General features: G+C 67.3%; 21 protein-coding genes. 13 read left to right on the top strand and 8 right to left on the bottom strand.

All coding sequences use genetic code 11. From position 1 onward, the window contains the following. Positions 1 to 19 precede the first annotated feature (19 nt). Positions 20 to 1,630 carry a chromosomal replication initiator protein DnaA gene (gene dnaA, locus OVO38_RS10425; RefSeq protein ID WP_239216283.1) on the bottom strand — a complete coding sequence of 537 codons (1,611 nt, stop codon included), beginning with the start codon at positions 1,628 to 1,630 and terminating at the stop codon, positions 20 to 22. Between the two features lie 950 nt (positions 1,631 to 2,580). On the opposite strand from dnaA, the gene rpmH reads away from it, so the two are divergent. The 9 genes from rpmH (at position 2,581) to OVO38_RS10380 (ending at position 9,681) form a co-directional block, all read left to right on the top strand. Next, entirely contained in the window at positions 2,581 to 2,718 is a 138-nt protein-coding gene (gene rpmH, locus OVO38_RS10420) for a 50S ribosomal protein L34 (RefSeq protein ID WP_095278661.1), read from the top strand. 36 nt (positions 2,719 to 2,754) lie between these two features. After that, positions 2,755 to 3,135, top strand: coding sequence for a ribonuclease P protein component (gene rnpA / locus OVO38_RS10415; RefSeq protein ID WP_095535533.1), 381 nt, complete (start codon positions 2,755 to 2,757; stop codon positions 3,133 to 3,135). After that, positions 3,135 to 3,485 (top strand): membrane protein insertion efficiency factor YidD, encoded by a 351-nt coding sequence (yidD, locus tag OVO38_RS10410; RefSeq protein WP_165765442.1) that lies wholly within the window; start codon positions 3,135 to 3,137, stop codon positions 3,483 to 3,485. The genes rnpA and yidD overlap by 1 nt, the downstream gene beginning before the upstream one ends. A gap of 9 nt (positions 3,486 to 3,494) precedes the next feature. Continuing rightward, positions 3,495 to 4,475, top strand: a complete 981-nt coding sequence (gene yidC / locus OVO38_RS10405; protein WP_095535534.1) for a membrane protein insertase YidC — start codon at positions 3,495 to 3,497, stop codon at positions 4,473 to 4,475. A 168-nt stretch (positions 4,476 to 4,643) separates the two neighbouring features. Beyond that, the gene (gene rsmG / locus OVO38_RS10400) at positions 4,644 to 5,264 is read left to right on the top strand and encodes a 16S rRNA (guanine(527)-N(7))-methyltransferase RsmG (RefSeq protein WP_233126991.1); all 621 of its coding nucleotides are present in this window, start codon (positions 4,644 to 4,646) and stop codon (positions 5,262 to 5,264) included. Positions 5,265 to 5,276: 12 nt separating this feature from the next. Then, positions 5,277 to 6,296, top strand: coding sequence for a ParA family protein (locus OVO38_RS10395; RefSeq protein WP_267208443.1), 1,020 nt, complete (start codon positions 5,277 to 5,279; stop codon positions 6,294 to 6,296). A 3-nt stretch (positions 6,297 to 6,299) separates the two neighbouring features. Continuing rightward, on the top strand, positions 6,300 to 7,517 hold the full coding sequence (locus OVO38_RS10390) for a ParB/RepB/Spo0J family partition protein (protein WP_267208442.1): 1,218 nt from the start codon (positions 6,300 to 6,302) through the stop codon (positions 7,515 to 7,517). A gap of 28 nt (positions 7,518 to 7,545) precedes the next feature. After that, complete coding sequence (locus OVO38_RS10385) at positions 7,546 to 8,238, top strand: hypothetical protein (RefSeq protein WP_267208441.1); 693 nt, start codon at positions 7,546 to 7,548, stop codon at positions 8,236 to 8,238. Between the two features lie 108 nt (positions 8,239 to 8,346). Further along, on the top strand, positions 8,347 to 9,681 hold the full coding sequence (locus OVO38_RS10380) for an RNA-binding domain-containing protein (protein WP_267208440.1): 1,335 nt from the start codon (positions 8,347 to 8,349) through the stop codon (positions 9,679 to 9,681). A 62-nt stretch (positions 9,682 to 9,743) separates the two neighbouring features. Here OVO38_RS10380 and OVO38_RS10375 read toward each other — a convergent pair whose 3' ends face one another. The 7 genes from OVO38_RS10375 to OVO38_RS10345 form a co-directional block, all read right to left on the bottom strand. Beyond that, complete coding sequence (locus tag OVO38_RS10375) at positions 9,744 to 10,925, bottom strand: N-acetylmuramoyl-L-alanine amidase (protein WP_095537784.1); 1,182 nt, start codon at positions 10,923 to 10,925, stop codon at positions 9,744 to 9,746. A gap of 102 nt (positions 10,926 to 11,027) precedes the next feature. Then, positions 11,028 to 11,351, bottom strand: coding sequence for a thioredoxin (gene trxA, locus OVO38_RS10370; RefSeq protein WP_095535540.1), 324 nt, complete (start codon positions 11,349 to 11,351; stop codon positions 11,028 to 11,030). 145 nt (positions 11,352 to 11,496) lie between these two features. Further along, positions 11,497 to 12,525, bottom strand: a complete 1,029-nt coding sequence (trxB, locus tag OVO38_RS10365) for a thioredoxin-disulfide reductase (protein WP_144718232.1) — start codon at positions 12,523 to 12,525, stop codon at positions 11,497 to 11,499. Positions 12,526 to 12,636: 111 nt separating this feature from the next. Continuing rightward, positions 12,637 to 13,191, bottom strand: coding sequence for an RNA polymerase sigma factor (locus tag OVO38_RS10360; RefSeq protein WP_095535542.1), 555 nt, complete (start codon positions 13,189 to 13,191; stop codon positions 12,637 to 12,639). A gap of 124 nt (positions 13,192 to 13,315) precedes the next feature. Next, complete coding sequence (locus OVO38_RS10355) at positions 13,316 to 16,798, bottom strand: murein biosynthesis integral membrane protein MurJ (RefSeq protein ID WP_416358591.1); 3,483 nt, start codon at positions 16,796 to 16,798, stop codon at positions 13,316 to 13,318. Positions 16,799 to 16,949: 151 nt separating this feature from the next. Continuing rightward, positions 16,950 to 19,595 (bottom strand): hypothetical protein, encoded by a 2,646-nt coding sequence (locus tag OVO38_RS10350; protein ID WP_267208438.1) that lies wholly within the window; start codon positions 19,593 to 19,595, stop codon positions 16,950 to 16,952. Beyond that, positions 19,592 to 20,557, bottom strand: coding sequence for an NUDIX hydrolase (locus OVO38_RS10345; protein WP_095553862.1), 966 nt, complete (start codon positions 20,555 to 20,557; stop codon positions 19,592 to 19,594). The genes OVO38_RS10350 and OVO38_RS10345 overlap by 4 nt, the downstream gene beginning before the upstream one ends. A 155-nt stretch (positions 20,558 to 20,712) precedes the next feature. Between OVO38_RS10345 and OVO38_RS10340 the strand changes: the two genes are divergently transcribed. From OVO38_RS10340 to OVO38_RS10325, 4 genes are all read left to right on the top strand, one after another. After that, positions 20,713 to 22,137, top strand: a complete 1,425-nt coding sequence (locus OVO38_RS10340; RefSeq protein ID WP_369825031.1) for a CCA tRNA nucleotidyltransferase — start codon at positions 20,713 to 20,715, stop codon at positions 22,135 to 22,137. Positions 22,138 to 22,227: 90 nt separating this feature from the next. Beyond that, positions 22,228 to 22,893 (top strand): AzlC family ABC transporter permease, encoded by a 666-nt coding sequence (locus OVO38_RS10335; RefSeq protein WP_267208447.1) that lies wholly within the window; start codon positions 22,228 to 22,230, stop codon positions 22,891 to 22,893. Continuing rightward, positions 22,893 to 23,231 (top strand): branched-chain amino acid transporter permease, encoded by a 339-nt coding sequence (locus OVO38_RS10330; protein ID WP_267208437.1) that lies wholly within the window; start codon positions 22,893 to 22,895, stop codon positions 23,229 to 23,231. Before OVO38_RS10335 ends, OVO38_RS10330 begins: the two co-directional genes overlap by 1 nt. 239 nt (positions 23,232 to 23,470) lie before the next feature. Beyond that, positions 23,471 to 23,890 (top strand): hypothetical protein, encoded by a 420-nt coding sequence (locus OVO38_RS10325; RefSeq protein ID WP_095553861.1) that lies wholly within the window; start codon positions 23,471 to 23,473, stop codon positions 23,888 to 23,890. The last annotated feature ends 305 nt before the right edge of the window (positions 23,891 to 24,195 follow it).

Genomic DNA, 24,195 nt, shown 5'->3' with positions numbered 1-24,195 from the left:
GGAAAAGCGGGCCCACGGCCTAGCCCATGCGCGCCTTGTTCTTGATCATCTGCGTGAGCTCCTGGATCTCGTCGTAGGTGCCACGCTTCTCCGTCATCTCCTTGCGGATCTTCCGGTCCGCGTACATGACGGTGGTGTGGTCCTTGCCGCCAAACTCGTCGCCAATCTTGGGCAGCGACAGCTCGGTGAGCTCGCGGCAGAGGTACATGGCGATCTGGCGCGCGTGCGCCACCTGCCGGGCCTTTCCGGCACCGGTGAGCTGCTCCAACGAGAGTTTGAAGTACTCCGCGGCCGCCTGCTTGATGGCGTCCGCGGTGATGTTCACGTCGGCCTCGTCCGGCAGGATGTCGCGCAGCGCGTGGTGCGCGGCCTGCAGGTCAACCGGCTTGTTGGACAGCGACGAGTACGCGGACACGCGGATGAGCGCGCCCTCCAGCTCGCGGATGGAGGACTGAAACTGCGACGCGATCAGCTCGAGGACGGAGTGCTCGACCTCGGTGCCGTCGGCAGCCGCCTTCTTCATCAGGATGGCGATGCGGGTCTCCAGGTCCGGCGGCTGGACGTCGGTAATCAGCCCTCCCTCGAAGCGGGTGCGCAGGCGGTCCTCCAGGGTGGTGAGCTGCTTCGGCGGGCGGTCCGAGGACAGGATGATCTGCTTATTCGCCTGGTGCAGCGCGTTGAAGGTGTGGAAGAACTCCTCCTGCGTACCCTCTTTACCCTGCAGGAACTGGATGTCATCCACCATGAGGATGTCCAGGTTGCGGTAGCGGCGCTTGAACGATTCCTGCCGGTCATCGCGCACGGAGTTGATGTAGTCGTTGGTGAACTCCTCCGAGGACACGTACTTGATCCGCAGCCCCGGCTGCAGCACCTGTGCGTAATTCCCCGCCGCGTGCAGCAGGTGCGTCTTGCCCAGGCCGGATCCGCCCCAGATGAACAGGGGGTTGTAGGCGCGGGCCGGTGCCTCAGCGACCGCGAGCGCCGCGCCCGCCGCGAAGCGGTTGGACGAGCCGGTGACGAAGTTTTCAAACGTGTACTTCGGGTTCAAGTTCGCCGCCCGGTCCGGGTCGTGCGCCGGCTCTTCGCGCGGGATGCGCCGCGGCACGGTCGGGTGGCCCTGCCGCTGCTTTTGCTGCTGCGCGTGCATCTGCGCGAGCTCGTCCAGCCCCATCGGGATCTGCTCGCCCGGCCCCGCATCCTGCGCAAATTCCTCGGGCACGGAGGGTGCGTAATCGCGCTGCGGGGGCATGCTTGTCGACGCCACCGGCCCCGGCACTTCCGGCTCAGTAGGTTGTGGGGGCTGCGGCGCGGCGGGCGGCTCAGCGGCAGGAGGCGGCGTGCTCTCCGCCGCCGGTGCGACGGACACCGCGAGGATGCACGGCCCGCCGAGCTGGGCGGCGAGCAGGTTGGTGATGTGCGGTGCCAGCGAATCCTCAATCACCGTCTTCGCCGCGTGGTGGGGGACGGAAAGGACCGCGTAGCCGTTGACCAGCATGACCGGGGTGACCAGCTGCAGGTAGGAGCGCTCTTTGAAATTGAGCTGCGGGACCGAAGAGTCGGGTCGCTCTGAGAGCTGCAGCAGCTGGGTGACGGTGTCACGCCAGAGCGATTCGATCTGTTGCTCGGCCACGGTTACTCCTGTTCTTTCCTCGACATGGGGCTATGGGGTTCTTGGGGTCTGTATTGGTACTGCGGGGCGCAGGAGGAATGCGCGGCGCGGCTTATGCAACTCTGCAACTTTGTGAAATTACAAAACCCACCGCGGAATCCACCGAATCCGGTCGTGCCTCCACAGGCTGGCGGGGGCCGGGATGTGCCCTCACCTGTTGTTCCACAACTTTATCCACAGGTGTGGATAGCGCCACCGTCGGGTTCTATCCACAGGTGTGTGCGCAAACTGTGGATAACATTTCTTAACCCTAAAGTTGTGGTTGAGCTGGGGTGATGGCGGGTCCCCCGGAGAAGTCTCAACTCATACTTCACAGTTATCCACAGGCTTGTGTACTGAATGCTTGTGAAATTGTGGTGATAAGACATTGTTACCCGCTGTCACCTCAGCGTGTCTAACGGTGTCGCGCCGGAGAACCTGTGGAATTCGAAAACGGATCGAACACGTGTCAGCGACCCGCTCCCCTCCCCGCCCGTTGAACCCCACGTTGCCGGGCCGATTGGGCCGACTACCTGCGAAAAAACACAGTTATGTAATTTCGGGTGCCCCCGTTCGTCCCCGCGAATCCTGTCGGAGTGTCGATTTGTCGCCCGAAGGAAAAATCACGTACCCTAGTGGAGTCTGTCGCGCTAGTCGCACTGGCCGTTGCCCCGCGCAACGCCTTGCACTCGCGCGCTTGAGAGCACTACCCGCGCCGAGAACCGGGCCCCCGCAAGGGCGAGTCAGCGCAGGTAGCGCATGCGGCCTTCACCCAGTACGCGGTGAAGCGCGATCTCAACAACATTTTTCTACCGGAGGCGGCCACTGCCCCGGGAGGACGGGAGCACTGCTCACGGATGCTCTGCACAGAACATCCGTGCCGCGTAGTGCCCCCGACCGTTGGTCGCCGTGACGCATACAAGGAGTCCACCGTGTCCAAGCGGACTTACCAGCCCAACAACCGTCGTCGCTCGCGCAAGCACGGCTTCCGCGCCCGCATGCGTACCCGCGCCGGCCGCGCCATCGTTTCCGCGCGCCGCAAGAAGGGCCGCGCAAAGCTGACCGCGTAGTCGCGCCGTAGCTGCACCAATTCAGGGTTCACCACCGTGCTGCCGCGCCCGCTGAAGCTTGCGTCATCCAGCGACTTTCGTCGCACGATGCGCAAAGGGACGCGGGGCGGCTCCCGCACACTGGTGGTGCACCTGAGAGCCCGAACCGACACCGCCGTGCGCGGCGGACCTCGGTTCGGGCTCGTGGTGTCTAAACAGGTGGGGAACGCTGTGACCAGGCACGCGGTGTCCCGCAAACTCCGGGCCGTCGCGCGCACGCAGGCGGAGGCGCTGCCGCGCGAATTCGACGTGGTTATCCGAGCGCTTCCTGTGTCGGCCACGGCGTCGAGCGCCGAGCTGGCCGGAGACCTCGAGCGCGCGGTCCGCAAGGCGCGCGCCAAAATCGCCAAACCACCACAAGAGCGGACAACCCGCTGATGGCGTACTACAACTTCGCCGGCGGCCGGATCCCCAGCCCTCCCGGGCCGGCGGCGGCCGCGCTGGTGAAGCTGGTGCGCCTCTACCAAAAGTACGTGTCACCCCTTAAGCTGGGTGGGACCTGCCGATTTTTGCCCGTTTGCAGTGCGTACGCACTCGAGGCGGTCGCGCGACACGGTGCCGTGAAAGGCACCGCGCTCGCGGCCGCCCGCGTGTGTAAGTGCGGGCCGTGGCACCCAGGTGGCTACGACCCTGTGCCGGGGAGTATTCCGGCGGGGGCGGGGGCGTCGACAAGCGCCCAAAGCTCCAGCGTGCAGGCAACGGACATACGACAAACCGATGAGGAGTAACTGCCAAAAGTGCTGAACTTCATTTATTGGCCGATTTCATGGGTGCTGTGGGCGTACCACAAACTCTTCGGCGCAATTCTCTCGCCAGATTCAGGCATGGCCTGGGCGCTGTCCATCATCATGCTGACGGTGACCATCCGTGCGCTGCTGATCAAGCCGATGGTCAACCAGATGCGCTCCATGCGCCGCATGCAGGAGATGCAGCCGCGGATGCAGGAAATCCGCGCGAAGTACAAGAACGACCAGCAGAAGATGGCCGAGGAGACCCAGAAGCTGTACAAGGAGATGGGCACCAACCCGCTCGCCTCCTGCCTGGTCCCGCTCGTGCAGATGCCGGTGTTCATCGGCCTGTTCCACGTGCTGCGCTCGTTCAACCGCACCGGCAACGGCCCGGGTGCGCTCGGCCTGTCGGTTGAAGAGAACCGCAACATTGCCAACTACGCCTTCTCGCCCGAGGACGTCCGCTCCTTCCTGGACGCCAACATCTTCGGCGTCCCGCTGTCGGCGTACATGTCCATGCCAGAAGACGCGTTCGCCGCGTTCACCGGTGTGGAGGACCTCACCCGGACCAAGATCATCGCGGTCTGCCTGCCGATGGTCATCCTGTCCGCGCTGTTCACCCACCTGAACGCGCGCATGTCCATTCAGCGCCAGCAGGCCCGCCGCGCGGCCGGCAAGGTGAACAAACCTCAGGGCGAGAACGCGCAGATGATGGACCAGCAGATGCAGATGATGAACAAGATGATGCTCTGGTTCCTGCCGGCCATGATCCTGTTCACCGGCTTTGTCTGGCACGTCGGCCTCCTGTTCTACTCGCTGTCCAACAACATCTGGACCTTCTTCCAAACCCGTGTCGTGTACGCGAAGATGGACAAGGAAGAAGAAGAGGAAGAGGCCGCCAAGCGCGAGGCCAAGCGCGCCTCCGCCCCGGCCGTCGGCGCCCGCAAGGTGGACAAGCGCACCAAGAAGCAGCGCAAGCAGGGCAAGTAAGGGTTGCTCACGCAAACCCGTCGCCAGTTGGCGGCGGGTTTTTTGTGCCCGATTCCAGGCGTCTAACTGGGTTGGCGGAAGTGAACGCGCACAATTGCCCCAATGTTGGGCGCGTTTACTAGAGTCGGAGTGCAAACAATTCCCCTTTGTGTAAAGGAGCGCACAGCCGTGTCGGAACAGACCCCCGCTATCGCACGCACCGTCTTCGGTGACCGCCTGGGGCTCGCGGAGCAGTACCGTGAGTCGCTGGCCACCGTGGCCGCGCAGCGTGGCTTCATCGGGCCGAAGGAGGTGGACCGGCTCTGGGGCCGCCACATCCTCAACTGCGCCGTCGCCGCCGAGGCGTTCGCGGAGGGCGCCCGCATCGCGGACATCGGCTCGGGCGCGGGCCTGCCGGGCATCCCGCTGGCCATCGCGCGGCCGGACCTGGACGTGACGCTCATCGAGCCGCTGCTGAAGCGCTCCACCTACCTCGGCGAGGTGACCGAGCAGCTGGGGCTGGACAACGTTACGGTGATCCGGGGCCGCGCCGAGGAGCAGCAGCGCGGCCAGTTCGACGCCGTCACCTCGCGGGCGGTGGCGCCGCTGGGCAAGCTCGCCGGATGGTCCTTGCCGTTGGCCAAGCACGGGGGCGTCATGGTGGCGATGAAGGGGGCGTCGGTAAGCGAGGAGCTCGAGCGAGACGCCGCGGAAATCCGGAAGGCGGGCGGCGGAGAAGCCACCATCTCCCAGGTCGGCGAGGGCCTGCTGGAGCAGCCGACCACCCTGATTACAATCGTGCGAAAGTAAGGGGGAGCGAATATGGACGAGCAGAATTTCGACGACACCCCGATCATGGCCGCGGCGCACCGGGCCACCCAGATGACGTCTGGGCGCGCGAAGCTGCCTAAGCCGGAGCAGCCGCGCGTGCTCACCATTGCCAACCAGAAGGGCGGCGTGGGCAAGACGACGACGGCGGTGAACATGGCGGCGTCGCTGAGCAAACAGGGCCTGAAGGTGCTGGTGATCGACCTGGACCCGCAAGGCAACGCGTCAACGGCGCTCGGCGCCGAGCACACCTCCGGGACCGTGTCCAGCTACGAGGTGCTCATCGGCGAGGCCGAGGCCGACGACGCCGTGCAGGCGCACGCGGAGAACCCGAACATCTTCTGCATCCCCGCCACCATCGACCTGGCGGGAGCCGAGATCGAGCTGGTCTCCATGGTGCGGCGCGAGTACCGGCTTCACGACGCTATCCGGCGCGGGTTCCTCGACGAGCACGGCTTTGACTACGTGTTCATCGACTGCCCGCCGTCCCTCGGCCTGCTCACCATCAACGCAATGACCGCGGTTGACGAGGTGCTTATCCCCATCCAGTGCGAGTACTACGCGCTCGAGGGCGTGGGCCAGCTGCTGGGCAACATCGGCATGATCCGCGAGCACCTGAACCACAACCTGCACATCTCCGCGATCCTGCTCACCATGTACGACGCGCGCACGCGCCTGGCTGCCGACGTGGCCGCCGAGGTGCGCGACCAGTTCGGCCAGGTGGTGCTCAACAACGTCATCCCGCGCTCGGTCAAGGTGTCCGAGGCCCCCGGCTACGGGCAGACCGTGATTGATTACGATCCCGGCTCCCGCGGGGCGCTCGCGTACTTCGACGCGGCGCGCGAGCTGGCCAACCGCGGTGACTACCAGCCGCACGAGACAACCGGGCCGATCGGCGTGAGCCCCGAGGTGTTCGCGGAGCTGGATAGCGACGGGGACGCGGGGGAAGATGCTGAAGGTTCAGCAGGTTCTGACGGCACTGTAGGCACTGTAGACACTGAGGGCGAGGAGTAGCACATGGCACAGCAACGCAAAGGCGGACTCGGGCGAGGCCTGGCCGCACTGATCCCGTCCGCGCCGTCGACGACGGATACGACCGGGAAGACGGGCGCGATTGGCAATGGAGCCTCCGACATCATCTTCGGCGACGGCAAGGCCGCGCAGCGCTCGCAGGCGCCGAAGCCCGGGAAGGAGACCAACAACGGCAGCACCGGAGCGGGCCCCAATGCCGGCGCCGACGACGCTGCGAACTCAGGCAACTCAGGCAATTCGGGCAATTCGGGCAAGAAGAACAAGAAGGACAAGCAGCGCAAGAAGGTTAAGGGCGCCCCCACCGTGGGCGGCTCGCCTCGCGGGCCGATCGCCGGCGCCCCGACCGTCTCCGCCGCGAAGGACAACGTCATGCAGCCGGTGCCCGTGGGCGCCCGCTACCAGGAAGTGCCGCTGGGGCAGATCATCCCCAACCCGAAGCAGCCCCGCCAGGTCTTCGACGAAGACGAGCTGGCCGAGCTGGTGCACTCCATCCGCGAGTTCGGCCTTCTGCAGCCGATCGTCGTCCGCGACACCCAGGACGGCTTCGAACTGATCATGGGCGAGCGCCGCTGGCGCGCGGCCTCCAAGGCCGGCCTCAAGCACATCCCGGCGATCGTGCGCGAGACCTCCGACGAGGACATGCTCCGCGACGCCCTCCTGGAGAACATCCACCGCGTCCAGCTCAACCCGCTGGAAGAAGCCGCCGCCTACGAGCAGCTGCTCAAGGAGTTCGGCGTCACCCAGGAGCAGCTGGCGGACAAGCTGGGCCGCTCCCGCCCGGTGATCACCAACGCCATCCGCCTGCTGCGCCTCCCGGTGGACGTGCAGCGCCGCGTCGCCGCGAACGTCCTTTCCGCGGGCCACGCCCGCGCCCTCCTGGGCGTGAAGCTGGACAGCGACGAGCAGACCTCCACCGCGCAGAACGAGCTGGCCAACCGCATCGTCGCCGAGGGCCTGAGCGTGCGCGCCACCGAGGAGGCCGTCACGCTGCTGAACAACAACGGCGCCCTGCCCGAGAAGAAGAAACGCGAGCCCCGGCCGCAGCCGGAGTTCCTCACCAACGCCGCGAACTCCCTCGCAGACGCCTGGGACACCAAGGTCTCCGTGACCATGGGTAAGCGCAAGGGCAAGATCGTCGTCGAGTTCGGCGACAAGGACGATTTTGACCGCATCATGGGCCTGATCCAGGGCGAGCAGGACTGATCGGACCGGCGGAACGTCAGGGGGACGGGTGCCAACGCAACCACGCGCGCAGCTCGTGCCGGTGCACGCCGGCACACTCGCCCGCATCCACCGGCGCGCCGCCGACACCGTCTTCTGGGAGCTCGACCCGCCGAGGTCATCCACGCGCCACGCCGACACCGAGTTCGCCGTCCAGCGCTCTGAGCTGGACAAAGAGGCCTGGCTCATCGCGCGCTGCTACGAGCAGTACCCCATCGGCCACTCCATCGCGGAGGTGAGCACCGACGAGGGCGCGCTGGCCACCATCCTCTTCTGCCCGCCGGAATTCGCCCCGGGCGCCTCCCGCTTCCCCACCGCACCCATTAGCCAAGACGCATGGGTTATCACGAGCCTGCACATCGACGCCCGAGCCCAGCGCCGCGGTTACGAATCGGTACTCCTCGACGCCACCATCGCCGCCGCCACGAGCGCGGGCGCACAGGCCCTCGAGGTCTTCGGCCTCCACGAGCCCTCCGCGCGGGACTCAACGCTTGACGACGCCACCGCGCAGGCCCACAGCCCCATCGCCCGCCACGCCGCCGCAATCGGTCTGACAGAGGTCCCCATCCTCGAGTCCGCCGGCTTCCGCATCGTAGACGACCACCCGCTGCTGCCCCGCCTCCGGCTCTCGCTTCCGCCCGTATTCGACCTCATGGAGGACCAAGAAATCGCCGACCTGCTAGCAGAAGCGCCGGCCGTCTGATTCCATCACCTCACCGATTCCGCCCACCAGTGTGCCCACATTCCATCATTCAATCAGACGGTGCCGGACGAATCGAACTGGCGAATACCAATGATGTAAGCTATCGGCATGCGCGCTGAGGAAATGGCTGATCAAATCGCCCTGGGACAGGGAATGACCAGGGCGTTTGCGCGTCGTAAATCTGCCGCTTTCATCAACGAGCGCCGCGTGATTGAAACGATGGCGTCCATGGCCAACGCCGAGGGCGGCACCCTTTTCATCGGCGTGGATTCGGACGGTTCAATCAGTGGCTGCTATCCCTTCCACGGTGATCGAACCGACCCCGCGCAGCTGGCCATGGCGGTGCGCCGCTACACCAACCCGCCGCTGGAGGTTGATGTGAGCGCCGCGCGGCTCGGCGGCGCCGAGGTGATCGCGGTGCGGACCGACGCGCACCCGAGCCCCGTCGCCACCGCGTGGGGCACCTACCGAACGCGGCGCCTGAACGAGCGGGGCGTGGCTGAGGCAGTCGGCATGGACCCGACGTATCTGTTCACGCGTTACCGCGACGCCAACGGGGTCGACTGGGCGCTCTCCCCCGCCCGCGGTGCCGCCCCGGACGACATCGACCCGGAGGCGATTGCGAGCTTCCGCGAACTGGCGGCGAGCCACGGTGGCGACGCGCTTGCCGCGCAGCGCTCCGACGAAGCGCTCGTCCGGGCGCTCGGGTTCCGCACCGACGCGGAGCACCCGCTGACGCTCGGCGCCATCGCGCTCTTCGGCCGCACGGAGGCGATCCGTACGCACCTGCCGTACCACCAATTGGTGTTCTCGGACCGGCGGGTCTCGCACCGGACGTCGCGAAGCGTGGCCCCCTTGGCCACGATGCTCAGCGCGCTCACCGAGCATCGCGCCGCGCTCGGTCCCGCGTTTCCACTGGTGATTAACGCGCTCGTCCACCGCGACTACTCGCTGCCCGCGCCCGTCTACGTGGCGCTAGAGGAAGACTTCACCAGCATCTCAAGCCCCGGCGGCCTGCCGCGCGGGGTGGACGCGGCGGCGCTCGCGGAGGGCCGGCCCGTCTACGCGCCGCGCTCGCTGCACCTGAGCACCGCGGTCTCGCTCACCGGGCTCACGCGCGGCGCCGGAACAGGGTACCCGGAGGTCGCGCGGACGCTGTCCGCCGCAGAGCTGGACCCGGTCAGCTTCGCGGGCACCCACGGGCAGGGCGTGACGGTGACGGTGACGCAGCACTCAAGCGCCCCGCTCGCGGTGAAGGGCAATGACGCGATGGCGCTGGGCGCGGTGCAGCGCGCGGGCCGCGCGGGCCTGGCCAGCGGCGACGTCGCCGCCATCACCGGCTTGAGCCAGCAGCAGGCGTACCGCGCGTTGCGCAAGCTTGTCGACGCCTCACTGATCCGCAAGATCGGCTCGACCCGGACCACCAGGTACTACGCAAAGTAGCCCAGGCGCGGAACCCCGAAACCTTCCCCGTAATTTCCCCCGCTATTTCCCCCAGCAGGAACCTACGCGCGCTCCTCGCGCAGCAGGTCCTGGAACGAGTAGCTGCCGGTCGGCTGGTTGTCGGATTCCAGCAGGTAGAGGCGCTTGACGGCCACGACGATGGATTCCGCGATCGCGTCACGCTGCGCGGGATCGATGAGCACGGCCAGGTCGCCCGGGTTGCTCAGGTAGCCGGCCACCACTTCCACCGACGGCATGCGCGTCATGCGCAGCATTTCCCAGGTGCGGGCGTGGTTGTGGCAGTTCCGCAAGTTGGTGCGGGCGGCGATCTCGCGCTGGATGTAGCCGGAGAGCGTCTCGCCAGTCATGGAGGAGCTGCCGATCTCGGACCCGAAGTAGAAGGTGGCCACGCCGTTGGCCTTCTCGTTCGGGTAGTGGTCTAGCTGCAGCGAGATCACCAGGTCGGCCTTGAATCCGTTGGCCAGGTCGGCGCGCGCTTTTGCCGACGGGTTGTCGCCGCGGGTGCGCGAGATGATGGTCTCCACGCCCGCGGCGATCATGCGGCCCTCGACGCGCTGCGCCAGGTCCCACACGATCTCTTCTTCGGTGATGGGGCCGTACGGGCCCTGGACGGTCACGCCTGTGTCGGTGCCGCCGAGGGCGGGGTCAATGACCACGCGCTTGCCGGTCAGGTGTGGGCCGGCCTGGCGGACGTGCTCGCGCTCGCGGATGGCGTTGGCGGAGCCGCCGGTGATGCGCCGGCCCAGCAGGCTGAGCGCGTGGAGGGTGTCGGGGCCGCAGAGCCCGTCGTCCTCGAGGCCGGAGTTGAGCTGGTAGGTCATCACCGCTTCGTGGGTGCGGCGGCCGAAGCGGCCGTCGATGCGGTGCGCGTAAAAGCCCAGTTCGTGGAGTTGGGTCTGCAACTGCGCGACGTCGTCGCCGACGAGCTCCTGGCTCGGTTGGTAGCTCAGGACGCGGTTGCCCAGTTTGTACGACGCCTGGCGGAGCTCGCGGAGAGTCAGGTCATCGATGTCGCCGGTGGGCATGATGCCGCGCGACTGCTGGAAGGCTTTGATGGTGTCGGCCAGCGTGGCGTCGAAAAGCATCTCTTCCTGCGAAAACTGGCGGGAGTTCCACTCATCGATGGAGCCCTCGTAGCCGCTGAGCAACCCTAGACGCGCGAGTGTTGAGCGAACCTCAGCAACCCGGGCACTGGAGTCGCCGACGCGAAGAGTTGCACGCACTGGGGGCCTTTCTGACGAAGCGGTTGACACGTATACCTATTACATCCTACGTGGGTGAGGCGGCCGCGCGCGAAGCAGCACGTCGGCACGCCGCGGACCCAGCTAGAGCAGCGGCTCGATGCGGGAAAGGATCTCCTGTTTGGGCCGGTAGTTGGTGAACTCGTCGACCTTTTCACCGTCCTTGTATAGCAAGACGGTGGGGATGCTGAACACCTGGAACATGGCGGTCAGGGTGCGCTCGGTGTCCGCGTCGATCTTGACCACCTTGAGCTTGCCGTCGTACTCGGCGGCGATCTCGTCCAGCACCGGGGCGAGCCGCTGGCAGGGCTGGCACCACTCGGCAGAAAAGTCCACGAGGACGGGCAGCTCCGACTCGATGACCTCGGACTTAAAGGTGTCCTGGGTGACGTCCACTGGTGCGCTCACGGTGCAACTCCTTCACGTGTTCTCGGTTCCGGCTCCCCTAGTCTAGTCGCGCCCGCAAAATCCCCGGCTCGCGCGCCCGCCCAGCGAAGTAACAGAACCATTACAGCTTGCTGGGCCTCGCTTCACGACGCCCACGCGCCACGGCCTACAGCGTATTGAGGTAGTGCTGCGCGTCGATCGCGGCACGGCAGCCGGAGCCGGCGGCGGTGATGGCCTGGCGGTAGATGTGGTCGACCACGTCGCCCGCGGCGAAGACGCCCGGGACGCTGGTTTTGGTCGTCGGGTCCTCCACCTGGATGTAGCCGCCCTCGTCAGTAGCGACCTGTCCCTCCAGGAAGGCGGAGCGGGGGTCGTGGCCGATTGCCACGAAGAGCGCGGTGGCGTCCAGGACGGACTCCTCGCCGGTCTGGGTGTTGCGGACCTTCAGGCCGCTGACCTTGCCGTCCGCCTCCTGCACCTCGTCGACAACGGTGTTGGTGATGAACTCGATCTTCTCGTTGTCGCGGGCGCGGTCCAGCATGATCTGGGAGGCGCGGAAGTTCTCCGAGCGGTGGATGATGGACACCTTGGAGCCGAATGTGGTGAGGAAGGTGGCCTCCTCCATCGCGGAGTCGCCGCCGCCAACCACGGCGATGTGGTGGTCCTTAAAGAAGAAGCCGTCGCAGGTCGCGCAGGTGGACACGCCGCGGCCGGTGAGCTCCTCCTCGCCCGGGATGCCCAGGTGGCGCGGTGCGGCGCCGGTAGCGAGGATGATTGCGCGGGCCTTGAACTCCTCGCCGTCGACGTAGACCTTCTTCACGTCGCCGGAGAAGTCGACGCGCTCGACCAGCTCGGGGCGCAGCTCCGCGCCGAACTTCTCGGCCTGGGCGCGCATGCTGGACATGAGCTCGGGGCCCATGATGCCGTCCTCAAAACCGGGGAAGTTTTCGACCTCGGTGGTGTTCATGAGCTCGCCGCCGAACTCGTAGCCCTCAAACACCAGCGGGGACAGCTCCGCGCGGGCCGCGTAGAGGGCGGCGGTGTAGCCGGACGGGCCGGAGCCGACGATGATCACGTCGTGCACCTTCTCATCGCCGCTGCCCTTCGCCGGTGCGGCCTCCGTCTCGCCCTTCTTCTCGGCGGGCGTATCGCCCAGCACGTTCATAGAAAGCAGGTTGAAATCTGGCTTTGTCATGCGTCCTCCGCCTCATCATCGCGATTGTGGTTGTAGCCGTAATCTCGCAACAGTCTACTGCCCCACTCAACGCGCCACGCCCGCGGGAGATTCCCGCAGTTCAGCGCTACGTTAGCCACGCGCCAGGAGTTGGTCCGCCACTGCAGAGCGGGCGCGGGAGCGGCGGGACTTCACCGTCCCGGGCTTGACGCCCAGTTCCTTGGCGGCGTGTTCGACGGAGAGCCCGTGGACGTCGATAAGCAAGAGGGCCCCTCGCTGCGCGCGAGGCAGCGCGGCGACAGCGTTGCGCACGGTCATGTAGGAATCGAGCGCGCGCAACGGGTCGTGGGCGAGGCTGGCGTTGCGGTCCCGGTCGACGGCCTCCTCGTTGTCAATACTCACCTCGAAGTCCTTGCGCGACGTGCGGCGAAGGTGGTCGATGGCGGCGTTGACCGTCATACGGTGCAGCCACGTCCCCAGCTTGGATTCGCCGCGGTAGCGGTGCAGGTTGCGGTAGGCCTTCAACAGCGCCTCCTGCACGATGTCCTGCGCGTCCTGGTCATTGTGCGTGTGCGTGCGCGCCACGCGGTAGAGCTGCGGGCCGTGCTTGCGCACAATATCCGTAAACGCAGCCGGGTCGCCGGTTGCGTGCGCGCGGACGAGCTCGCGGTCAGTCCGATATGACATGTTTCCCCCAAAATTCCCCCGAATGATGTGTTCCCGCGCACAATTATGCCCGATCCGCCCCCGTTGCGGGGAGGGACCGGGCAATAATATTCAGCGCTTGAGCTTAACGCTTATCGACGCCACGTCACCGCAGCTCAGTGTAGCCAATCACCGAAACCTCTTTGACCTCCACACTGTTCGACTTCTCAAACGCCGGCAGCTGGAGGATGACGCCGCGCAGCTTCACGTCGTCGGTGACGTCGACGCTGTTCTGCCCCGGGTGGAACTTGCCCTCCGCGAGCTTGGGCAGCGACTGCACGTCCAGCGCGCCCTCCTGCTCTGCGGGAAAGTCCGCGGGCACGCCGTAGATCTCGTAGGGGCCGCCGTCGGAGGTGGTGTCAATGAGCATCTGCTCCACGTTGACGGCGCCGGCGGACTCCGGCGGGGCGAGCTTGACGCCTTCACCGCGGGTGACGGTGGCGCTGGTCGCGCGGTCGCCGTCGACCACCGGCGAGAGGTCGGTGCCTTGCGCTGCGTCCTGCGCCGCGCCGATCGCCGTGGCCTCGAGCGGCCCGATGATCACGGGCAGCCCTGCGGACTCTGTGGCCTCCTGCGCTTCCCGCTCCAGGTTTTCCGCGCCCTGCTCCACCGAGTTTTGCGTGACCGGAGAGTTGATGTCGTTGCCGGAGAACAGTCCGACCAGCGAGGTGGTGAGGATCGCGATGAGGACCACGGCGCCGACCGCGATGGCCGTCAGCAGCGTGACCGTGATCGTGCCGTAGCGGCGCGAACCGAAGCCACCGGGGACCTCGTCCGGGTCGTGGGTGGTCTCTGCGATCGGCTCGACAAGCTCGTCCTCGGTGGCAGTCTCTTCGGACGCCTCGTTGGCGGACGCCGCGGCGGTGGCGACGACGGTCGAGCCGCCCCGGTTGGCGGAGGTGGGCTCCTCCCCCGGTGCCGGCAGGTTCGCCTCGCGGCGCAGCGCGTCCTCGAGGTCGTGGAAGTCGCTGTTTTCGATCGCGTCGGCGTCGACAAGCGCCCTGGTGCGCTGCGTGATGCCGTCGAGCGCGTCGGAGTTGACGTTGGTGGTGAGGAGCTGGAGCGCGGACGCGAAGGCCTCGGCGTCGGCGGGGCCGGACGCATCCGGAAGGACGGCGGGGAACGCGAGGCGGACGTGGCCGTCGGTGTCCACGCGCAGGCGCTGGCGGTTGTCCAGGCCGAGCGGGATGCCCTGCTCGTGGGCGGTGGCCAGCGCCCCGGCGAGCGGCGCGAGCGCGTTGGCCACGGCCTCGGTGTGCAGGGTCTGGCCGCTCTCCGCGACCGCCTTCACCGAGGAGCCCTCGATCCAGTCCGCCACGATGAGGGCGCCGGAGCGGTAAGACAGGATCTCAATGTTGTCGGCGATCGCGGGGTGGCCCAGGCGCGCAAGCTTGCGCGTGCGGCGGGCCACGCCGGCGGCCTGCAGGGCGGCCTCGCGCGGGGTGACCGGCGCCATCGGTGCGGCGCCGGTGGTGTCCACGAAGGTGAGCGCCACGGGTGCGCCGGTGGACAGCTCGCGGGCCTGCCAGAAGCGGGCGCCGGTGGTGGCGCCGTGGTCGCGGATGAGGCGGAAGCGGCCGTCGGACACGTTCGCGCCCGGCACGAGTCGCGGGCCGCGGACCACGCCGGCGGACATCGGCGGCGGGACCGGGCTGGCGTTGAAGGTGTCGGCCACGAGGAACTGGGTGGACACGTCGCGCGGGTCCACCTCGCCGACCTCGATGGCGGCGGTGTCGTCCGGCCGGATGAAGCGGCCCAGGCCCGGGATGCGGGTGAGCGCGCGGCCCAGGTTTTGCACCTCGGGCAGCTTCGAGCGCGAGAGCACCAGGCCGGTGACGATGAGGAAGAGGATGCCCAGGATAGCCACCTCGATGAGGAATCCCAGCGAGGGCAGGCCGATCAGCGAGCCCAGCGCGCGCGGGACGTTGATGCCGGCGACGTCGCGGACCAGCCAGCGGATGAGGAACGTGACGGCGATGCCGACCAGGCCTGCGCCGGCGGCCCACAGCGAGGTGCGCATGACGGTGGCTGCCTCCAGCGTGCCGAGTTTGCGGCGCAGCAGGAACGCACCGATGAGCGCGCCGGCGATGAAGCCGAAGCCGTTTGCAGCGCCGAGCAGCACCACGACTGACTGGGTGGAGTCCGCCACCATGGGCGCGAGGTAGCTCAGCACGATCTTCGTGGCGGTAATGCCGGCGATGATCATGGTGGGCGTCCACGCCTCCTCGCGCGCGTAGAACACGCGCAGGTGCAGCATGACGAGCGCGTACGGGATGAGCGTGAACGCGGAGAAGCTAATCGTCAGGCCGAGGGTGCGGGCGGTGTCGCCGTCGAAGTTGCCGTAGGCGAATAGGGCGTGGCCGATGTCCGGGCCCAGCGCCGTCATGAAGACGATGATGGGGATCAGCGCGATGAAGGTGAGCTTGGTGCCCAGGGTGAGGTCGCGCACGACGGCCTTGTCGTCGCCGTCGGCGGCGTTGCGCGACAGGCGCGGCATGATCGCGGTGAGCAGCGTGACGCCGATGATGCCGTAGGGCACCTGCAGCAGCATCCAGTGCTGCTGGTAGATGATCGGCGCGGCCTCGCTCGCGGTCGAGGCGATGCGCGTGGTCACGATGTAGCCCGCCTGGCTGATCGCCACGTACGTGATGATGGCCAGCGCCATGCCGCCGAACTGCTTGAGGCGATCGTCGATGCCCCACAGCGGCCGCAGGTCAATCCGCAGCTTCCGCAGCGCGGGCATCATGATGAGGCACTGCACCACCACGCCGAGCGTCGTGCCCAGGCCCAGCAGCGCGACGTGCGGATTGCTTATCGACGCCGGCGCCGCCGGATTCAAACTCCCCGGCAGCAACATATAGAGCAGGAGCACCGCGATGGAGACCACGTTGTTTGCCACCGGCGCCCACGCACCGGGCCGGAAGTGCTCCTTCGTGTTCAGGATCGCCATGAACAGTGAGAAGAGCCCGTAGAAGAAGATCTGCGGCAGCACCAGGAAGGCGAACGAGGTCGCCTGGACCACGTTGACCTTGCCCTCGTCATCCAGGAAGAGCCGCGTCAGTAGCGGCGCGCACGCGACGGCGAGCACGGTGACCACCGTCATGAGCGTGACGGTGAGGGTGAACAACTGCCGGATGAAGCGGGCGCCGTGGTCCTCGTCTTCCTTTTCGGCGCGCACCAGCACCGGCACCACCAGGGCGGTGAGGACGGAGCCCAGCACGATCTCGGTGATGATGTTGGGCAGGGTGTTGGCCGTGTTGAAGGCGGAGGCGACCGCGGGGCCGAGCGCCGCGCCGATGAGCACGGTGCGGATGAAGCCGGTGACGCGGGAGATGAGGGTGGCCACCGCCATGGAGCCGGTGGCGCGCACGACCGAGGTGTTGCTGGTGCCCTCCTCGCCGTCGCCGGTGTCCGCGGCGCTGGTGCCGCTGTCCTTGTCGGTTTTGGTTGGGGCCTCGAGCGTTGCGGTCGCCGTGTCCGTGGAGGCTGCGTCCTTGCTCTCTTTGCTGTCTTTGGCGTTGCCTCCGGGCGCCGCGGACTGCGCGGCGTCGGACTCGCTGCTTTCGCCCTTGGGGCTGGTGGTCAGCATCGATTTGTCGGGCTGGTTCGGGTCCTCTTCCGGGCCCTGAACCTTGGCCGGTGGTTGCGGCACCGGGGCGGGCGGCGCCGGGGTGACGATGCGCCGGCGTAAGCCAGCGGTGCGCTCGGCGTCATCCTGCTGTGTCACGGATGTTCTCCAATCACGGGTTTGGTGGTTCGTCCGGGTTGTGCGGCTGCCTGTTTGGCGGCTGGGTGGGTGGCGCCTGTGGCGGCGGGTCGTTCCCGGTCGCCGCCGGCGCGTGCTCGCCCGAGTTGGGGGCCCGCGAGCGTCGCTTCCGCCCGACCGTGAGCGCGAGCAGCACCGTCACGACGGCGCCGAGCGCGGCGACGAACACCCACCCGCGCACGGCGATCGCCGCGGTGCGCACGGTGATGTCCACGGGCTGCGACATCGGCGCGCCCTTCGGCCCCGCGAGGAACAGCTTCAGGTCGGTCCCCCGCTTCGTCTCCGGCAGGTCCGCCGTCATCTGCACGGTCACGGAGCCCCGTGCGGGAATCCGCATCTCGCGCGGCACGTTGAGCGTCGCGCCCTCGGGCCCGCGGTACTGAATCGACGTTTGCACGGGCAGCGGCATGCCGTTTTGGGCGACGATGAGCAAGGGGCTGCTTGGCGACGTCCGCGTGTACACATTCCCCGGCGGAATCAGCGCAACCGAACGGCGCAGCTCTGTCAGCGTGTCCCGGGAGCCGGCGAGTCGGCCGCTCGTCGCGGCGGCGGCGTCGGAGTATTCGTGCACGCTGCGCCGCTCGCCCGTGCTCAGCGCGGTGATGAGGTCGCGGCGCAGCGGGAGCGTGTACCCGTAGCGGGTCAGCGCGATGGAGGGGTCCGGCGCGAGCAGCTCGGTGAGGTCGTTGGTAAACCTCGCCTGCTGCGTGGTGGTCATGATCTCGGAGTCGGTGAACGCACCCGGGTCGGAGTGCGGGGTGCCCACGTTCGCGGCGGCCGGAACCTCCGCGGGCGCGTCCAGGTAGGCGTTGAGCGAGACGGGCTGCGCCCCGCCGTTGGTCACCAGGTCCGCCACCGTGCCCAGCAGCACCGACGCGGCGTCCGCGTCCCACGTCGCGGGCGGGTTCACCAGCACCGGCTCCGTCGCCGGTTCGCCCTCCCACGTCCACGCCTGCTGCGCGGCGAGGCGGATGGCCGATGCCGCGTTGACGGCGCGCGAGTGGTCGGAGTCCATGGTGTAGTCAAAGCGGGTGACCTCGGGGGCATAGGACACGGTGGTCGGGGCGGGACCGACGGTGGCGAGCACCGATGCCAAGTCGTCCTGGTACCCCACCGCGAGGACATTCGGCGCGGCCCACGCGAACCGTTGCGCCGCGGGGCCGTCCCCTTCCGATGTTTCACGTGAAACATCGCCGGCGGGTGACCCGGACCCGATCGTGTTGCCGGGGAGCAGCACGCGCACGGTCTGCACGGGCTTGGGCGCCGCGGCGGAGCTGGCGGAGCCGGGCGTGTTCGCCTCCAGGGCGTCGACGCCAGTGTGCTCGGCGGCCGCCTGCGCCGCGAGCGCCTCGGTGCGCTCCCACGCGGCCTGCATCCCCTCCTCGGCGACGGTGGACCGGGAGTGGTCCGCCCACCCGAGGGCCGGGATGCTTTCCCCCTCCAGCGCCGTATTGCCGGGGACGACCGTATTGAGCATCCCCGCGTTGCCCAGGATGCGCTCCAGGACGGTCGGGCCGCGCTCGATCGCCTCGCGCATGAGCCACGGGTCCCCAGTGCGCGCGACGGCGTCGAGGTCGGCGTTCGCCCACGGCAGGGCCACGGTGCAGCTTTGCGCAGAGACCTGCCGGAGTTTTTCCAGGAACGCGGACGCGTCGTCCTGGCCCGGCCCGGGGGTTGGCGACCAATCGTCGTCGTGGGAGCCCCAGGAGTCCCGGAGTCGCTGTGGCTCCTTCACCACCGGCTGGCGCTCCTGCGAGATGACGTAGCCGCGGCTCATCCGGTCGACGGTGTCCACGAGCGCCGGGTCGATGGCGGCGCACGTGGCCTCGCGGACCGCGGGCGTCTGCGTCGCGGCGAGGTAGCCGTCCACGAGCTGGTCCAGCCTTCCGCCGGGCGCGATCTCGGTGGCCAGGGCGTCGGAGGCGAGGACCAGCTGTGGCTCCTCGGGCGCGTCGCCGGTCTCCCCGGGGACGATGTCCACCGGCGCGGCAATTGGGTACAGGGCGGTCATGCCGCCGGGGGCGGCGCCGTCGGCGAGCCCGCGCACCGTGAGGTGGAAGCGCTCGGAGTCGAGCGGCGCGCCGTTGGCGTCGACAAGCACCAGGCTCACGGGGTACGTGCCGAGCGCGCTGAGGCCGAGGGAATCGCTGTGCAGGTCGACGTCGATCTCGGCGGACTCGCCCGCGGCGATACGCTTATCGACGCTCACGCGCTCCCCCGCCACGCCGTACTCGCCAGTCGCCGCGATCGTGGCCATGCGCTGGTCCGCGACGGAGCCGGTCAGCGGGCCGCGGCGGGGAACGATGCTCAGGCCCTCGAGCGTGCGCTCGGACGTATTGGTGACGCGAAGTTTCACGTGAAACGGATCGTGCGCCTGGAGCGAGTCCGGTGTCTCGATCGCGGCGAGCCTGGCCAGTGCGCCCTCCCCCTCGCGGACGTTGGGGTTGACCCACTGGTCCGTCACCGACGGGTCGGCCGGGTCGGTGGGCACGGGGAGCGTCGCCGGGATGCCCGCGGCGGACAGGCCCGGTGCGCCGACGACGAAGAGGGCCGCCGCGCCGAGCGCGCCGACCGCCCGCGCGTGCATGGGTCTGGTGCTCTCGCCGTGGCCGTGGGTCATCGCGGGGTGACCCTTCCGGCCTCAAACTCGGCACGCGCCAGGTCCGGGAGACGGTCGTACGCCACGCGGGCCAGTTTGCGCTCGTCCGCGTAGGCGAGCCGCTCGATGAGCTCGCTCAGCGGCACCCAGGCCACCTCGGTGACTTCGGGGTCCTCGTCGTTGAGGATGCCGTCGACGTAGCGGAGCAGGTTGTGGTGCACCGTCTTGTGGATGCGCACCCCCTCGGAGACGAACCAGTAATCGATCGTGCCGAGGGTGTCGAAGGCCTCGCCGACGATGCCGGTCTCCTCCCACACCTCGCGCTCCGCGGTGCGCCACTGGTGCTCGCCGTCCTCCACGTGGCCCTTGGGCATGGACCAGAGGAGTCGCCGGCGGCGGTCGAGGCGCCCGATCAGCGCCACGTACAGCTGCGACATGTCCACCTTCTTGGTGTCCGGGTTCACCGCCTCAGCGAGCCCGGATACGACGAGGCCGCCCGCCGACGTCTCGTCGCGCGTGACCATCCCCGAGTTCTCGTGGTGGCTGTAGTGCGATTGCCGACGATTCCCGCCCCGGCCCCGCTTCCGCCGCGCAGCATTCTTGCCGCCCTTGGGGTGCTTGCCCTTGCCGCCCTTGGCGTTGTCCTTTCCGTTGGACTGGTTCTTCGGCTGGTTTTTGGTCTGGCTTCCGCCGCGCCCGCGGTGGCGGCGGCGCCGACTTCCACGGCCCCGGTTGCTGTTGCCGCCACCGTTCTCGCTGTGCTTGGCCTGGCCGCCCTGCTGGTTGCCCTGGCCCTGGGCGCTCTGCCCACCCTGGCCGCCCTGGCCGCGCGAGCGACGCCGGCGGCGCCGGCGCCTCGGCCGTCCGCCGTTGGAATCCGCTCCCCTGGCGCCGCCGGCGCCACCGCTACCGCCGGCGCCGTTGGGACGGGCGTCGGTGCGGTTGGGTGCGGAGCCCTGGGAGGGCCGTGTGTTCTCGTTCATCCGCCTTATCGTATCGGTCAGCGGGCCGTTTGTGGTATTTAACAGGCCCTTACGGTCCACGGGAACGGGCAGGTATCGTGTGACGGGTGACTACGCCGAAGACTTACCCTCCCCTGTTCGACCTCCCCGACGCTGACGACCCCAACGCGGCGGCGGTGTTGTTGGCGCGTGCGCAGGGGAGCGTCGATAAGCTTTCCCCATTCTTGACGCCGCTGGCCGCTCGTTTCGCGGAGCGCGGCGAGACCTTATATATGGTCGGCGGGCCAGTGCGCGATGCGATGCTGGGCAAGCTCGGGCACGACCTCGACTTCACCACTTCCGCGCGGCCGGAGGTGACGCAGGAGATCCTTAGCGAGTGGGGCGAAAACACGTGGGACGCGGGCATCGAGTTTGGCACCGTCGCCGCGGTGAAGCACGGCAATCAGGTCGAGATCACGACGTTCCGCGCCGATCTGTACGACGGCGTGACGCGCAACCCCGAGGTCACCTTCGGCGACACGCTCGAGGGCGACCTGGTCAGGCGCGACTTTGCCTGCAATGCGATGGCGATCGAGCTTTCGCTTGTCGACGCCACCCTCACCCCCACCTTCCACGATCCCGTCGGCGGACTCGACGATCTGCTCGCGCGCCGGCTCGACACGCCCCAGGCGCCGGAGATCTCGTTCCGGGACGATCCCCTGCGCATGCTGCGCGCCGCCCGCTTCGTCTCCCAGCTCGGTTTCGAGGTCGCGCCGCGCGTGTTCGACGCGATGCGCGCAATGGCCGGCGAGATCGGCCGCATCACCGTCGAGCGCGTGCAAGCGGAGCTGGACAAGCTCATGCTCGGTGCGCGCCCTTGGGAGGGCATCGATCTGCTCGTGCAGACAGGTCTTGCCGACGAGGTGCTGCCGGAGATTCCAGCGCTGCAGCTGGAGCAGGACGAACACATGCAGCACAAAGATGTGTACCGCCACTCGCTGACGGTGCTGCGTCAGGCGACCGAGCTGGAGGACGAGGGCCCGGACCTGAAGCTGCGGTGGGCGGCGCTCATGCACGACATTGGCAAGCCGGATACCCGCGCGGCCAAGGAGGGCGGTGGCGTGAGCTTCCACCACCACGAGGTGGTCGGGGCGAAGATGACGCGCAAGCGCATGCGGAAGCTGAAGTACCCGAAGCACGTGATTGAGGATGTGGGTCAGCTCGTGTTTCTGCACATGCGCTTCCACGGCTTCGGCGAGGGCCAGTGGACGGATTCCGCGGTGCGCCGCTACGTCACCGACGCCGGCGACCTCCTCCCCCGGCTGCACAAGCTGGTGCGCGCCGACTGCACCACGAGAAATCCAAAGAAGGCACGCCGCCTGCAGCGCACTTATGATCATTTGGAAGAGCGCATCGCGGACATCGCGGCCAAGGAGGACCTCGCCCGCGTGCGCCCCGACCTTGACGGCAACGAGATCATGCAGATTCTCGGGCTCGAGCCGGGCCCCCAGGTGGGTAAGGCGTGGAAGTACATGAAGGAACTGCGACTCGAGCGCGGCGAGCTCGACCACGACGAGGCGGTCGCGGAACTGAAGGCGTGGTGGGCGTCGCAAAGCGAATAGCGGGCTGACCCGGCCCGCGGGAGGGCAGGTGGAGCAACATTGCATGTTTCACGTGAAACATTGGATGAGATCCGTGGGGGCATCAAGGATATGTGGTTGGTGGGCCTGGGGCTGATTCCGCTCGGGCTCGCCTTCGGTCTGCTGATGACCCAGGCTGGATACGCGTGGTGGTGGACGCCAATCTTTTCTGTGGTCATCTACGCGGGGTCGATGGAGTTCCTGGCCATCAATATGGTCGCGTCCGGGATCGGGCCGCTGTCTGCCGCCGTCACAGGCTTCATGGTGAACTTCCGCCACATCTTCTACGGGCTCACCTACCCGCGCCACCTTATCCGCTCGTGGTGGGGCCGCCGCTACTCCGCCTACGCGCTTACCGACGAGACCTACGCCATCGTCTCCGCGCGCGGGCCCAACGCGCCGGTAAGCGGTCCCCGCCTGCTGACCATCCAGGTGGTGTGCCAGCTGCTGTGGGTCATCCCCGGCATCGTCGGCGCGCTGGCCGGCCAGATCATCCCGCCGGACGTGAAGGGGATGGAGTTCGCGCTCAACGCGCTGTTTATCGTACTGGTGTACGAGGCCCTGCAGTCTTCCCGGGACCTCGGGGCCGTCGTGCTTGCAATGGGGATGGGCATTCTGGCGATGGTGCTGGTGCCCTCCTCGATGCTCATGGTTGCACTGATTGCGTACTTCCTTCTCTTACTCGTGCGCTACTGGGCGCCGGCGCTGGACAAGAAACTTACGTGGAGGATGCGCTAATGGGACTGCCTGAAACCGTGACTCCGGGGATGGTTTGGGCGGTCCTCATCCCGGTCTGTTTCGTCACAGTGGCGTTAAGGGCCCTGCCCTTCTCCTTCCTCAAACTGCTCAAGGGCAGCCCGTTCATTGAGTTCCTCGGGCTCTACATGCCCGTCGGCGTGATGACGGTCCTCGTGGTGTACACGATTGGCGGCGCATCCTATGCCCCGGGCGGGGTTGGCGCTGCCCTGATCGCGAGCGTCGCTACGCTTGCGCTCCACGCTTGGCGACGCTCCCCCGGCCTCTCAATCTTCGCCGGCACACTTTTGTACATGGCCTTGGTGAACCTGGTGTTCTAGGTTCGGCGGTGTGTTGGGGCCGGGGGCCGGTAAATACCGATAGTAAGGCCCCGACAACGCGCTCCTGGGCGGCGAGAACGGTATCCTCATATCGGTATCTGAGCGTGCCACGGGCGTAGCGCCGACACAATCCTCCCCCGATGTCCATAGAACTCTGGACAAATACAGAAACGTAGCGGTACCCTTGCCCGCAATGCCGACCAAAGGCATGGAATGTGAACCGACACAAGGAGTATCTGATGAAGCGCACCATTGCTGCGGGACTCGCTACCGCTACCGCCCTCTCCCTCACCGCTGTTCCGGCGCAGGCTGCGGAAGATTCGAACGAATTCATCGAGGGTGTGCGCGAAGCCGTCGAAGGACCGAAGGGCGTTGTGGAGGATACTCTTCAGGGCGCTGAAGAGGGTGCTCGACAGGGTGTTCAAAAGCGCAAGCTCGACAAGAAGCTCGAGGATGAGGGTTACGGCGCTGCCCCGAAGACCGACGGTGCGAAGGACATGATCGTCGGATCCGTAGAGCAGGGCTCCAGTGCCGATCAGGCGTACCAGGCTACGCAGGCGGGCTGGATCCTCACTTGGGTCGCTGTCGCAGCCGCTGGCCTTGGTGCCATCGGCTTCGTTGCCAACCAGGCGGGTCTGCTGCCGAACATGCCGTTCTAGTCGCAGCTTTGCCCTAATTTCCGGGCAGCTCATTCGCACCCCCAGCTAGAGGCTCGTTGAAGTCTCGGTGGCTGGGGGTTTTGCGTGGGTCGGTGTCATCTGTGGGCACGAGGCAGTACCCCCGAAGTAACGAAAAGTATTTATGAAAATAGAGACAAACGGGGTAACGCTTCGCGCAACCGCTTCGATACGTCAAATAGTAAGCAGCTGCCAAAGGTTTTTCTGGCAAATGCTTGCGCACCTTGAACAGAACGTTCTCGGTTTAACCCTCATCGAGGTGCGACCCCGCCCCTCGACCCCTACGA

The organism is Corynebacterium sp. Marseille-P8863, assembly GCF_946902955.1.
Lineage (GTDB): Bacteria > Actinomycetota > Actinomycetes > Mycobacteriales > Mycobacteriaceae > Corynebacterium > Corynebacterium gottingense.
Note: the sequence above shows the minus strand (reverse complement) of the source record. Positions and strands in the feature narration are given on the sequence as shown.

Excerpts from the sequence above, each read along its gene's own strand:
- OVO38_RS10395 (WP_267208443.1), top strand. The coding sequence starts at position 5,277 with ATGGACGAGCAGAATTTCGACGACACCCCGATCATGGCCGCGGCGCAC.
- OVO38_RS10355 (WP_416358591.1), bottom strand. The coding sequence starts at position 16,798 with ATGCTGACCACCAGCCCCAAGGGCGAAAGCAGCGAGTCCGACGCCGCG.
- OVO38_RS10350 (WP_267208438.1), bottom strand. The coding sequence starts at position 19,595 with ATGACCCACGGCCACGGCGAGAGCACCAGACCCATGCACGCGCGGGCG.
- trxB (WP_144718232.1), bottom strand. The coding sequence starts at position 12,525 with ATGACAAAGCCAGATTTCAACCTGCTTTCTATGAACGTGCTGGGCGAT.
- OVO38_RS10330 (WP_267208437.1), top strand. The coding sequence starts at position 22,893 with ATGGGACTGCCTGAAACCGTGACTCCGGGGATGGTTTGGGCGGTCCTC.
- OVO38_RS10345 (WP_095553862.1), bottom strand. The coding sequence starts at position 20,557 with ATGAACGAGAACACACGGCCCTCCCAGGGCTCCGCACCCAACCGCACC.
- OVO38_RS10360 (WP_095535542.1), bottom strand. The coding sequence starts at position 13,191 with ATGTCATATCGGACTGACCGCGAGCTCGTCCGCGCGCACGCAACCGGC.
- OVO38_RS10335 (WP_267208447.1), top strand. The coding sequence starts at position 22,228 with ATGTGGTTGGTGGGCCTGGGGCTGATTCCGCTCGGGCTCGCCTTCGGT.
- OVO38_RS10380 (WP_267208440.1), top strand. The coding sequence starts at position 8,347 with ATGCGCGCTGAGGAAATGGCTGATCAAATCGCCCTGGGACAGGGAATG.
- OVO38_RS10390 (WP_267208442.1), top strand. The coding sequence starts at position 6,300 with ATGGCACAGCAACGCAAAGGCGGACTCGGGCGAGGCCTGGCCGCACTG.
- yidD (WP_165765442.1), top strand. The coding sequence starts at position 3,135 with ATGGCGTACTACAACTTCGCCGGCGGCCGGATCCCCAGCCCTCCCGGG.
- OVO38_RS10325 (WP_095553861.1), top strand. The coding sequence starts at position 23,471 with ATGAAGCGCACCATTGCTGCGGGACTCGCTACCGCTACCGCCCTCTCC.